This is a genomic window from Marinobacter koreensis (assembly GCF_023156285.1).
In the GTDB taxonomy this organism is placed as follows: domain Bacteria; phylum Pseudomonadota; class Gammaproteobacteria; order Pseudomonadales; family Oleiphilaceae; genus Marinobacter; species Marinobacter koreensis.
Genome location: NZ_JAKZAJ010000001.1, coordinates 209,236 through 221,941 on the forward strand (window position 1 = coordinate 209,236; position 12,706 = coordinate 221,941).

The 12,706-nt window shown below is 60.4% G+C and carries 10 protein-coding genes; 7 read left to right on the forward strand and 3 right to left on the reverse strand.

All coding sequences use genetic code 11. The annotated features are described in order from the left end of the window. Together metK and MLD04_RS00975 are read right to left on the reverse strand one after the other, a co-directional pair. Positions 1–1,191 carry a methionine adenosyltransferase gene (gene metK, locus MLD04_RS00970; RefSeq protein ID WP_248153844.1) on the reverse strand — a complete coding sequence of 397 codons (1,191 nt, stop codon included), beginning with the start codon at positions 1,189–1,191 and terminating at the stop codon, positions 1–3. A gap of 150 nt (positions 1,192–1,341) precedes the next feature. After that, a complete protein-coding gene (locus MLD04_RS00975; protein WP_248153849.1) occupies positions 1,342–2,343 on the reverse strand; it encodes a metalloregulator ArsR/SmtB family transcription factor in 1,002 nt (333 codons plus the stop codon). 236 nt (positions 2,344–2,579) lie between these two features. Between MLD04_RS00975 and tkt the strand changes: the two genes are divergently transcribed. The 7 genes from tkt to MLD04_RS01010 all read left to right on the forward strand — a co-directional run bounded on the left by tkt (position 2,580) and on the right by MLD04_RS01010 (position 11,694). Continuing rightward, on the forward strand, positions 2,580–4,580 hold the full coding sequence (gene tkt, locus MLD04_RS00980) for a transketolase (protein WP_248153852.1): 2,001 nt from the start codon (positions 2,580–2,582) through the stop codon (positions 4,578–4,580). Continuing rightward, positions 4,580–5,614 (forward strand): type I glyceraldehyde-3-phosphate dehydrogenase, encoded by a 1,035-nt coding sequence (locus MLD04_RS00985; protein ID WP_248153855.1) that lies wholly within the window; start codon positions 4,580–4,582, stop codon positions 5,612–5,614. Before tkt ends, MLD04_RS00985 begins: the two co-directional genes overlap by 1 nt. A 29-nt stretch (positions 5,615–5,643) precedes the next feature. Beyond that, positions 5,644–6,804 (forward strand): phosphoglycerate kinase, encoded by a 1,161-nt coding sequence (locus MLD04_RS00990; RefSeq protein WP_248153857.1) that lies wholly within the window; start codon positions 5,644–5,646, stop codon positions 6,802–6,804. A 225-nt stretch (positions 6,805–7,029) separates the two neighbouring features. Then, the gene (gene fba / locus MLD04_RS00995) at positions 7,030–8,094 is read left to right on the forward strand and encodes a class II fructose-bisphosphate aldolase (RefSeq protein ID WP_248153859.1); all 1,065 of its coding nucleotides are present in this window, start codon (positions 7,030–7,032) and stop codon (positions 8,092–8,094) included. A 176-nt stretch (positions 8,095–8,270) separates the two neighbouring features. Further along, positions 8,271–9,242, forward strand: coding sequence for a DnaJ C-terminal domain-containing protein (locus tag MLD04_RS01000; protein ID WP_248153861.1), 972 nt, complete (start codon positions 8,271–8,273; stop codon positions 9,240–9,242). Positions 9,243–9,255: 13 nt separating this feature from the next. Continuing rightward, complete coding sequence (locus MLD04_RS01005) at positions 9,256–9,600, forward strand: chaperone modulator CbpM (RefSeq protein ID WP_248153864.1); 345 nt, start codon at positions 9,256–9,258, stop codon at positions 9,598–9,600. A 153-nt stretch (positions 9,601–9,753) separates the two neighbouring features. Continuing rightward, positions 9,754–11,694, forward strand: coding sequence for a methyl-accepting chemotaxis protein (locus tag MLD04_RS01010; RefSeq protein ID WP_248153866.1), 1,941 nt, complete (start codon positions 9,754–9,756; stop codon positions 11,692–11,694). Here MLD04_RS01010 and MLD04_RS01015 read toward each other — a convergent pair. After that, complete coding sequence (locus tag MLD04_RS01015) at positions 11,691–12,665, reverse strand: NAD(P)H-dependent flavin oxidoreductase (RefSeq protein WP_248153868.1); 975 nt, start codon at positions 12,663–12,665, stop codon at positions 11,691–11,693. The genes MLD04_RS01010 and MLD04_RS01015 overlap by 4 nt on opposite strands. Positions 12,666–12,706: the final 41 nt, after the last annotated feature.

The following is a 12,706-nucleotide window of genomic DNA, read 5'->3' on the forward strand; positions in this document are numbered from 1 at the left end:
TCAGATACCAGCCGCGTCCCGAAGTGCGTCGGCGCGGTCGGTCTTCTCCCACGGGAACGCGGTGAAGGTCTCGCCGTTGACGGTCATCTCGAACGGATCGCGACCGAAGTGGCCGTAAGCCGCGGTTGCCCGGTACATCGGGTGCAGGAGGTCAAGCATCCGGGTGATCGCGTACGGACGCAGGTCGAAGTTCTGGCGGACCAGTTCGATGATCTTGTCGTCACTGATCTTGCCGGTGCCGAAGGTGTTCAGGGAGATGGATGTCGGCTGTGCCACGCCGATGGCGTAGGACACCTGGATCTCGCACTTGTCGGCCAGGCCGGCGGCGACGATGTTCTTGGCCACGTAACGGCCGGCGTAGGCGGCAGACCGGTCAACCTTGGAGGGGTCTTTGCCGGAGAACGCGCCGCCGCCGTGACGGGCCATGCCGCCGTAGGTATCGACGATGATCTTGCGACCGGTCAGGCCGCAGTCGCCCACCGGGCCACCGATCACGAATTTACCGGTCGGGTTGATGTGGAACTGGGTGTCCTTGTGCAGCAGTTCGGCCGGCAGGGTGTGCTTGACCACCAGCTCCATCACTGCTTCTTTCAGGTCCGCCTGGGTGACGTCCGGATCGTGCTGGGTCGACAGGACCACGGCGTCAATGCCGACCACTTTGCCGTTTTCGTAGCGGCAGGTGACCTGGCTCTTGGCATCCGGGCGCAGCCATGGCAGCAGGCCGCTCTTGCGGGCTTCTGCCTGGCGCTGGACCAGACGGTGGGAAAAGTTGATCGGTGCCGGCATGAGTACGTCGGTCTCGTTGCTGGCGAACCCGAACATCAGGCCCTGGTCGCCTGCGCCCTGATCTTCCGGCTTCTGGCGGTCGACGCCCTGGGCAATGTCCACCGACTGCTTGCCGATGATGTTGATCACGCCGCAGGTGCTGCCGTCGTAGCCCACGTCGGAGGAGGTGTAGCCGATGTCGTTGATTACACCGCGAACCAGGTCTTCCAGATCCACCCAGGCGCTGGTGGTGATTTCGCCACCGATGATGGCAACGCCGGTCTTGACCATGGTTTCGCAGGCCACGCGGGCGTGCTTGTCTTCGGTCAGGATCGCGTCGAGGACGGCGTCGGAAATCTGATCCGCCAGTTTGTCCGGATGGCCTTCAGAGACCGATTCGGAGGTAAAGATGTTGTAATCGGACATAGTTCTCTGCTCCTCTGTGAGCGCTTCAAATTCGTGCCGGGGCCTGAAATGACCGATTCCGGCGGCTGTGTTTGTCAGTGGTTATCAGGCATACGTAAAAACACGTATGCGTATATCAAAACTTTTTGATGTTCCCGGTTCTTTGTCCTGTCATGACACAGGCGCGCTTTTCCAGAACTCCCGAACCTGTACCTGGAAGCCATTCCTCAAACCGATAAACAGTTGCTCTCCGGCCACCAGATTGGCGTCGGCCGCCCAGCTGGTCAGCTCTTCCGGCTCGAAACCCAGCCAGAGGTCGCCGCAGTTTTCCTTGGCCCAGTCCTGGTCGTGGCTGCACAGGTCGCTGACGATGAAACAGCCGCCGTTGTTCATGAGGGCCGCCGCGTCCAGGAAAATATCCGCCGGGCTCGGGACGTGGTGCAGCACCATGTTGGCGACCACCAGGTCAAAGGCGTCTCCGCGGGCCAGCAGGGTGTCGGTCACGCCCTCCACAAGATCAACGTTGGCCAGTCGCTCGTCGATGCAGGTACGGGTGGCCTTGGCGAGCATGTCCCGGCTGTTGTCCAGCGCCACCACCTGGGCGAACAGCTCCGACAGTACCGGCAGGAATGCGCCCTCGCCGGGGCCGATTTCCAGGGCCGTGGTCCAGTCCTGCTTGTTTGCCCGCTTGCGGATCAGTTCCGCCGTGGGCTCTGCGTACAGGTCAAACGCTGCAATCAGTTCCTGTTGTTCCCGGAACTGGTCCGAGTGGCGGGCAAAAAATGCCTGGGACTGATCCGCACGCTGGGCACGGATCGCGTCTATCCGTTCCTGCAGGTGGGTGGCCAGGGGCGCCCGGTCCACGGTTTCAAAAATCTGCCGGATCGTGTGATCGGTCAGTTTGTCACTGTCCAGGTGCAGGGGGCGCCGGTAGAAAATGGCGTTTCCCTCTCGCTGGGGTTCCAGCAATCCCGCTTTGTGCATCACTTTCAGGTGATGGCTCATGCCGGACTGGCGCATATCGAACAGCTGGCTCAGTTCCAGTACACCAAAGGTGTCCCGCCGAAGCACACGCAGGATTTCCAGACGCAGGGGATCGCCGCTCGCCTTGAAGATCGGAGCCAGCGCGTCCACCGGGGACAGTTCACCTGCGTGTGCATTCATTGATGTCATGGTTGCGAAGTGTAGGTCGCTTCCGGTGGTCAATCAATAGGCATATCAAAATATTTTGATATAGGTTTATGGCTTTGTGAAATCCGTCCGTTTCGGCAATCCGCAGGCAAACAATCGTGAAACGCCACCACGTTGATTTGCCCCGGCACACACTAATCAGCGAAAATACGCGCCTTATTTTTGATCGCCCTTTAATCACTAGAATTCTTTTCCTGCAAAACACTGGAGAAACGTCAATGCCGTCTCGTAAAGATCTCGCCAACGCCATTCGCGCGCTGAGCATGGATGCGGTTCAGAAAGCCAAGTCCGGCCACCCGGGTGCGCCAATGGGTATGGCGGATATCGCCGAGGTGCTGTGGAACGATTACCTCACCCACAATCCGGCCAACCCGCACTGGGCCAATCGCGACCGGTTCGTGCTGTCCAACGGCCATGGTTCCATGCTCCAGTATTCCCTGCTGCACCTGAGCGGTTACGACGTTTCCATCGACGATCTGAAGAACTTCCGTCAACTGCACTCCAAAACGCCAGGCCATCCGGAATATGGCTATACCCCCGGCATTGAAACCACCACTGGCCCGTTGGGGCAGGGCATTGCCAACGCCGTTGGTTTTGCCATTGCCGAAAAATCCCTGGCGGCGCAGTTCAACCGTCCGGGTCACGAGATTGTTGACCATTACACCTATGCGTTCCTGGGCGACGGCTGCCTGATGGAAGGTATTTCCCACGAAGTCTGTTCGCTGGCAGGCACTCTGGGTCTGGGCAAGCTGATCTTCTTCTATGATGACAATGGCATCTCCATCGACGGGGAGGTAGACGGCTGGTTCACCGACAACACCCCGCAGCGTTTCGAGTCCTATGGCTGGCAGGTGATCCCGGCGGTGGACGGACACGACGCCGACGCGATCCGCGCCGCCATCGAGGCTGGCCGCGCCAACACGGAACAGCCGACCCTGATCTGCTGCAAGACCATCATCGGTTTCGGTTCACCTAACAAGCAGGGTAAGGAAAGCTGTCACGGCGCCCCGCTGGGTGATGACGAAATCGCGCTGACCCGCGAACAACTGGGTTGGGAATACGGTCCGTTTGAAGTTCCGGAGGAGATTTACGCCGCCTGGAATGCGAAAGACAAAGGGGCCACGGCCGAGAAAGCGTGGAACGAGACGTTCGCCGCCTATGAAAAGGCCGAGCCCGAGCTGGCGGCCGAGTTTACCCGCCGCATGGCCGGTGATCTGCCTGCCGATTTCGCCGAGAAGGCACAGGCGTATATCCAGGAGTGCCAGGACAATGGCGAGACCATCGCCTCCCGCAAGGCTTCCCAGAATACCCTGAATGCCTATGGCCCGCTGTTGCCGGAACTGATGGGCGGCTCTGCCGACCTGGCCGGCTCCAACCTGACCATCTGGAGCGGCAGCAAGGGGCTGACCAAAGAAGACGCGTCCGGCAACTACATCTATTACGGTGTGCGTGAATTCGGCATGGCCGCCATCATGAACGGCATCGCCCTGCATGGCGGTTTCGTGCCCTATGGCGCCACCTTCCTGATCTTCATGGAGTACTGCCGCAACGCCGTGCGCATGGCCGCATTGATGAAGCAGCGGTCCATTTTCGTGTTCACCCACGACTCCATCGGCCTGGGCGAGGATGGTCCGACTCACCAGCCGATCGAGCAGCTGGCCAGCCTGCGCACCACCCCGAATATGAGCACCTGGCGCCCGGCCGATACCGTGGAATCCGCAGTGGCCTGGAAAGCCGCCCTGGAACGGAAGGATGGACCCACCGCCATGGTCTTCTCCCGTCAGGGGCTGCCGGCCCAGGTCCGCGATGCCCAGCAGCTGGCGGACGTGGCCAAAGGGGCCTACATCCTGTCCGACAGCAATTGCACGCCGGATCTGATTCTGATTGCGACCGGTTCCGAGGTCGCACTGGCCCAGGATGCCGCTGACAAGCTTCGGGAGCAGGGCAAGGCCGTACGCGTGGTTTCCATGCCGTCCACCGATGTCTTTGACGCCCAGCCGGCGGAGTACAAACAGCGTGTTCTGCCCCTGGAGGTGACTAACCGTATCGCCATTGAAGCGGCCATCGCCGACTACTGGTACAAGTACGTGGGCCTCGACGGCCGGGTGATTGGCATGACCACGTTTGGCGAATCGGCACCGGCGGGCGAGCTGTTCAGGGAGTTCGGCTTTACCGTCGACAACATCCTGGAAGTAGCCGACGAACTGCTGGACGCCTGATGAGCAAACCAAAGCCGTTTCGCATTGCCATCAACGGGTACGGTCGTATCGGCCAGTGCGTGTTGCGGGCGCTGTTCGAGAATGGCTATCGCGACCACCTCCAGGTGGTCGCGATCAACGAGCTTTCGGACATTGACACCATTGCCCACCTGACCCGGTATGACTCGACCCACGGTCGATTCCGGGGCGACATTGAAGTGGATGGTGACGAGCTGGTTGTGAATGGCGACCGGATTCGGGTGCTTCGTCATCCGGATCCGGCCGACTTGCCCTGGCGCCTGCTGGATGTCGACCTGGTACTTGAATGCTCGGGTGCCTACTCCGACCGGGCAACGGCACAGAAGCACATTGAGTCCGGCGCGGGCAGGCTGCTGTTCTCCCAGCCCGCCGAATCGGATGTGGATCGTACCGTGGTGTTCGGGATCAATGACGGCGAGCTGACCGGTGAAGACGTCATTGTGGCTGCCGGCTCCTGTACCACCAACTGCCTGGTCCCGGTAGTCAAGGTGCTGGACGAAGCGCTTGGCGTAAAGCAGGGCACCACGACAACCATCCACGCGGCAATGAATGACCAACCTGTCATCGATGCCTACCACCATCAGGACCTTCGCCGGACCCGAAGCGCGCTCCACAATATCGTGCCGGTAGAAACGGGCCTGGCTCGCGGTATAGAGCGGCTCCTGCCATCCATGGAAGGCAAATTCAGCTCCGTGGCCATGCGGGTGCCCACCCTGAATGTTTCCGCTATCGATATGGTTGTTAATGTGAGCAGGGCAACGTCCGTCGATGCCGTTAACAAGCTGTTAGAGAGCGCCTCAAAGGGATCTTTAAAAGGTATCCTCGGGTATACCGACGAACTGTTGGCCAGCTCCGATTTCAACCACGACTCCCACTCCGGCGTCGTCGATGGTGGCCAGACGCGAGTCACCGGCGGAACCATGGTCAAAGTACTCTGCTGGTTCGACAATGAGTGGGGGTTCGCGAACCGGATGCTGGATGTCAGCCAGTGTTGGCTGGGCAAGATTGACGAATGATTTTCTGACCACATCAAGGGAACAAGATAATGGCCATTAAAAAGATGACTGACCTGGATCTCGCCGGAAAGCGGGTCCTGATTCGTGAAGACCTGAACGTTCCGGTCAAAGACGGCAAGGTATCCAGCGACGCCCGTATCCGCGCCTCGCTGCCCACCATCAAGGCCGCCAGGGACGCCGGTGCCAAGGTCATGCTGATGTCCCACCTGGGGCGCCCGGAAGAAGGCGTCTACGACGAGGCTTCCTCCATGAAGCCGGTTGCCGATCACCTGACTGACGTCCTCGGCCAGGAAGTCCGCCTGATCAAGGACTACCTGGACGGCGTGGAAGTGGCCGATGGCGAAGTGGTCCTGTTCGAGAACGTCCGTTTCAACAAGGGCGAAAAGAAAGACGACGAAGCCCTCGCCAAAAAGTACGCGGCCCTGTGCGACGTCTACGTGATGGATGCCTTTGGCACCGCCCACCGTGCCCAGGCCTCCACCCATGGTGTGGCCAGATTCGCTCCCGAAGCCTGTGCCGGCCCGCTGCTGGCTGCCGAACTGGAAGCCCTGGGCAAGGCCCTGGACAACCCGGCCAAGCCGGTCGTCGCGATCGTAGGCGGCTCCAAGGTATCCACCAAGCTCGACGTACTGAACGCTCTGGAAAAGGTCTGTGACCAGATCATCGTCGGCGGCGGTATCGCCAACACTTTCCTGGCCGCAGCCGGACACCCGGTGGGCAAATCCCTGTGTGAACACGACCTGATCGACACCGCCAGGAACATCGCCTCCCGCGTGAAAATTCCCCTGCCGGTGGATGTGGTGGTCGCACCCGAGTTTTCTGAAAACGCCACAGCCACCACCAAGAACATTTCCGACGTCGGCGACGACGACATGATCCTCGACGTGGGCCCGGAAACGGCCGGTGAATTCGCCGAACTGCTGAAGAACGCCAAAACCATCCTCTGGAACGGCCCGGTCGGCGTCTTCGAATTCGATCAGTTCGGCAACGGCACCAAGGCACTCGCCCACGCTATTGCTGAAAGCGATGCCTTCTCCCTTGCCGGTGGTGGCGACACCGTTGCCGCCGTTGACAAGTACGGCGTTGCTGACAAAATCTCGTATATCTCCACCGGTGGCGGTGCGTTCCTGGAATTCGTGGAAGGCAAGACACTGCCAGCTGTAGCCGTACTGGAAGAACGTGGCGCGTAAGCATAGCGCTAGCAGAGAGTAAGAATCGCAAGGCTGGTGGTGGGGGGCAGGCCTTCCGGGACTGTGCGCAGCAAGGACGCTGCGCTCAAGCGTACAGGGATGTATATAGAGCGTGTCCCGGAAGGCCTGCCCCGCCACCAGCCGCAGCAGACTCCATTGCGAAATTCAAAGAGTCTGTAACAAGACCGAATTCAAACATCCAAAGTCCAACGAAGGAGACAACCCATGGCCCTGATTTCGATGCGGCAACTTCTGGACCACGCCGCCGAGCATGGTTACGGTGTGCCAGCCTTTAACGTCAACAACCTCGAGCAGATGCGCGCCATCATGGAAGCGGCCGACAAGACCGATTCCCCGGTGATTGTCCAGGCCTCTGCCGGTGCCCGCAAATACGCCGGCGCACCCTTCCTGCGCCACCTGATCCTGGCCGCCATCGAGGAATTCCCGCACATCCCGGTGGTCATGCACCAGGACCACGGCACCAGCCCCTCCGTCTGCCAGCGCTCTATCCAGCTTGGCTTCAGCTCCGTCATGATGGACGGTTCCCTGGGTGAGGACGGCAAGACGCCGACCGACTATGAGTACAACGTCGATGTCACCCGCCGCACCGTGGAAATGGCCCATGCCTGTGGCGTTTCCGTGGAAGGCGAGCTGGGCTGCCTGGGCTCTCTGGAAACCGGCCAGGCCGGCGAAGAAGACGGCATTGGCGCCGAAGGCACCCTGGATCACAGCCAGATGCTGACCGATCCGGAAGAAGCCGCGGACTTCGTCAAGAAGACTCAGGTTGACGCCCTTGCCATCGCCATCGGTACCAGCCACGGCGCCTACAAGTTCACTCGTCCGCCTACTGGCGACATCCTGGCCATCGACCAGATCAAGGCGATTCACGCACGCATCCCGGATACCCACCTGGTCATGCACGGCTCCAGCTCTGTACCGCAAGAGTGGCTGAAGATCATCAACGAATACGGCGGCGAGATCCCGGAGACCTACGGTGTACCGGTTGAGGAAATCGTGGAAGGCATCAAGCACGGCGTTCGCAAGGTCAATATCGACACCGACCTGCGCCTGGCCAGCACCGGTGCGGTTCGTCGCTTCCTGGCGGAAAACCCGGCCGAATTCGACCCGCGCAAATTCCTGAAGGAAACCATGAAGGCCATGACCGAAGTCTGCGTGGCCCGCTACGAAGCCTTCGGTACCGCCGGCAATGCCAGCAAGATCAAGCCGATCAACCTCGAGCGCATGTTCGAGCGTTATGCGGCTGGCGAGCTGGATCCGAAGATCAAATAAGATCGTAGTTGATCGCCCCTGTAGCCTGAAGGTTGCGGGGGCCTCCGCTCCCATTTCGTCTGACTCACCTCAAGTAACCAACACCCAGCCCTTGTAATTTCCCCAACCTCATCAAATATAGTGATTAGCAAACGAGCAAAACGGCTCATAACGACTAATCAGTGGTGAGGACCCTAATGGAATTCAAAGACTATTACGCCGTACTCGGTGTGAGTGAGTCTGCCTCTCCCGAGGAGATCAAAAAGGCCTATCGGAAGCTGGCCCGGAAGTACCACCCGGACGTCAGCAAGGAAGAGAATGCCGACGAGAAATTCAAAGACGTGGGCGAAGCCTACGAAGTATTGAAGGACCCGGAAAAGCGCGCCGAATACGATCAGTTGCGCAAATACGGCGCCCGGGGCGATGGCTCGTTCGAGCCGCCACCCGGCTGGCAGAGTGCGTCCGGGTTTGGCGGTGGCGGATTTACCGACGCCGATGCCCGGCAGTTCAGTGATTTCTTCGAGGAAATCTTCGGGGGTGGCCGTGGCGGCGGTTTCTCCGGTGGCTTTGGCGGTGGCGGCTTCCGCCAGAGTGCCCGCATGCGTGGAGAGGACGTCCATGCCAAACTGGCCCTGTTCCTGGAAGAAGCCTTTCATGGGTGTGAAAAGCAGGTGAGCTTTACCGTGCAGGATGCTGACGAACACGGACGTATCCGTCCTCGCCAGAAGACCCTGAAGGTCAAGATCCCTGCCGGTATGCGGGAAGGCCAGCACATTCGCCTGAAGGGCCAGGGGTCACCGGGAATAGGCGGTGGCGAGCCCGGCGATCTGTTTATCGAAGTCGAGTATGCGCCGCACCCGCACTTCGCGGTGGAAGGTCGGGACGTACTGGTGAACGTGCCGGTCGCACCCTGGGAAGCGGCTCTTGGTGCAACGGTCACCGTGCCGACCGTTGGCTCGAAGGTAAACGTCAAGGTGCCGAAGGGCTCCACGAGCGGCCGGAAATTGCGGCTCAAAGGCAAAGGCTTGCCGGGCAAGCATCCCGGGGATCAGATCGTGATCCTTCAGATTGCCATGCCGGAGGAGCATTCTGCCGGGGCGGAGAAGCTCTATGAGCAGTTGGCCGAGGCCGAGAAAGATTTCAATCCACGCAGCAAGCTTCACGTCTGAGCGAGGGTAAGGGATGAGTGAACAGGACCAGATTCTGACCGTGGAAGTGGTGGAATCGGAGGGGAACACCTTCACCCTCCGGGAGATATGCGAACGGGGCGATTGCCATGCGGAGTTCGTCATCAAGCTGGTGGATTACGGCATTATCGCTCCGCTGGAGGAGGCGCAGGAAGCCAGGCTCTGGCAATTTGATGTGCCGGCGCTAAACCGGATGCACAAGGCGTTGCGCCTGCAGAGGGATCTGAAACTGAACCTGCCGGGCCTGGCCATGTCCCTGGAGTTGCTGGACGAAGTCCAGGAGCTGCGGAGGGAAGTCGCCCGGCTGGATCAGCGGCTGAGACACCTCATGGGGGAGTGATACCAGGCCTCAAGCCAGTCCCGGGAAACACAAACGCTACACAAGTTCTCCCAAAAATGGCTTGAGGTTTGCTATACATACGGACAATCGTTTGGCACAGGACGCTGGAAACAAACGTGCAGGAAGCCGGGGCACTCAGTTTACGGAGTCCGTATGACCCTTCGTTATTTCAGGCAACTGGCCGGCAGCCGGTTGCTGCGACCCGTCTTTGTCATCCTCATTGTCGTCGGGGTGGTTCAGGTACTGGTTAGCCAGTGGCTGATCACCAATCAGGTGCAGGGCCTCGTCGATACCGCAGGTAACGCACTGGAAGAGAGCGCGAGGCACGTCAGCGGCTCCTTTGGTGACACGCGCGAGGAAGTCAAAGCTCGCCTGCAGACCATGCGGGAACAGACCACCCAGGAGCTGTCGGCCGAACTGACCCGTCAGCAGGAAGCCCAGCAGCAGCGGATGGCGGAGAACGTTCGTAAGGCCGTGATGTCTGAAGCTCAGGGCCTCGCCAATGTACTCGCGGCCGTTGCGGCGCCGATGATCTGGGACCGGGATATCCCCCGCCTCACCGATCTGGTGGAACTGGCGGATGCCAGGGACTCCGTGCTGTTTGCCGTCTACTACGACCAGTATGGCAAGCGTATGACGCGCTACGTCGACCGGACTGACGACCGCGTCCGGGCCCTCATGGACAAGGGGGAGGGGCGTGGTGCCGCGAACAAGGTCCTTGATGCGGCCAGCCGGGATCCGAACGTCGTGATCATCAGCGCTGACATCAAACCCCAGGGATCCAAGATCGGTGAGCTGAAGATGGGGCTCTCCCTGGAAGGTATCAACAGTGATCTGGCGACTCTCCAGAAAGAGTTCAGTGCCACCATCAACGGCAGTGTCACCGCCCTGAAAAACACCCTTGAGTCGGAAACCGATCAGGTCAACCAGCGCCTTCAGGGGCAGCTTGCCAGCATGGACAAGGTCACCCGGAACCGGATTACCGAAACGGTGGATGCGCTCAACACAGAAGCCAAAAGCATGGCGCTGAATCTCAGCTGGCTGACGGTAGCCGCGGCCCTCATCCTTATCGTGGCGGTCGCAGCGGTGCTTGGTGGCGGGCTGCTGCCGAAGGTCCTGCGGCTGAATTCGGCGATCTGGGATATCGCCGATGGTGAGGCCGATCTCACCCGCCGGGTTACGCTCAAAGGCAAGGATGAACTGACCGAGATGGCGAGTGGCATGAACCAGTTCATCGCCCGCATACAGGCGCTGGTGTCGGATGTGAAGGCCTCGGCGGAAAGCGCTGTGGATCAGGCCCGTCAGCAGGGAGAAGTCAGTCAGACGGCAGTTTCTGCGGTCAGCCGCCAGCAGCAGGAAGTGGCGGACGTGTCCGACACCATGGCCGCCATGTCCCGGAGCATCGCGGAAGTGGCTGGCAGCATTCAGGAGGTGGCCGGATCGGTGCAGACGATCAGTTCTGAAAGTGAGGCGACGGCGGGCATTTCCAGGGACGTGCGCAATCGCCTTGACCAGGTGGTTCGTGAGGTCGAACAGGCCGTTGCCGCCGTCCACGAAATGGACAGCCAGAGCAATCAGATCGAGTCGGTGCTGTCAGTGATCGGCGAGATCGCGGAACAGACCAACCTTCTGGCGTTGAATGCTGCGATAGAAGCCGCCAGGGCCGGTGAATCCGGCCGAGGTTTTGCAGTGGTGGCCGACGAGGTACGCACACTGGCCAGTCGTACCCAGGAGTCCACGACCGAGATCCAGGGCATCATCGAGCGGCTGCAGAAGGGCAGCAAACAGGCGGTGAACGTCATTGGCGAGGTGTCGGGCCGCGTCGCCGAGTCCTCACGGGAATTCCGTCGGGCCGATGAGCACTTCGAAGAAATCAACAGCCTGCTTGCTCGATTGCAGGAGCGCGCACTGTCCATCGCCTCCGTCGCTGAAACGGAAGGGCAGCACGCCGGCAAGGTGAGTGTCAGCGTGGAAGAAATCGCCCAGTCGTCCCGCGAAACCGTTGAGTCCATCGAACGATCCGACCGGGCCAGCCATCAGATCGGGGAGCTGCTGACGGCGTTGCAGTCCAAAGCTTCCCAGTTCCGGGTCTAGCCCGACGGTAGTGAAAGCCGGGACCGCGCCTGCCGGTATTCATCGGAAAGGCGTGCGACCAGATCCTGAACGCTTAGTACATCGTGGATCTGGCTCACGCCCTGGCCGGCGGACCAGACGGTTTTCCAGGCTTTCGCTTCGTCATCCACCGGCTTGAGCTTTTCGCCATAATTGATATCGCCGGCTTCGTGGAGGCGGTCCATGGGGTAACCGGCGGCCTCCAGGCTCTGGCGCATGAAATTGGCCGGTACCCCTGACACGGCCGGCGTATGGATGATATCCGCCGAGACCGCTTCGATGATCATGTTGCGGTAGGCCTCGTCCGCCCGGGACTCCACCGTGTTGATGAAACGGGTCCCCACGTAGGCCAGATCGGCGCCGAGCGCTTGTGCGGCCAGAAGGTCCTCCCCATGGGACAGGCCGCCGGCCAGCAGGATGGTCCCGTCGAACACCTCACGGATTTCATGCACGAGCACAAAAGGGTTGATGGTTCCGGCATGTCCGCCCGCGCCGGCGGCCACGGCAATGATGCCGTCCACACCGGCTTCCGCCGCTTTCCGGGCGTGTTTCTGGTTGGTCACGTCGTGAAACACCAGCCCACCGTATCCATGCACGGCTTCGACCACCTGGCTGGCTGCCCCCAGGGAAGTGATGATCAACGGAACCTCATGCTTGACGCACAACTCCAGATCCGCCTGCCAGCGCGGATTGCTCCGGTGCACGATCAGGTTGACGGCCCAGGGCGCCACGACCGCATCGGGATTTTCCCTCTGGTAGCGTTCCAGCTCTGTGTTCATCTGAACCAGCCACTCCTCGAACCCTTCACTGGTCCGCTGGTTCAGCGCCGGAAAGCTGCCGACAATGCCCGACTTGCAACAGGCTAGCGCCAGCTCCGGTCCGGAAATAAGAAACATCGGGGCTGCGACCAGCGGCAGGGCGAGTGTATTTTCAAAACGGGTTGGGAGCGGCATCGATTGTCCTTATTGTGTGAGACGGAACTTTTATAAGGTAT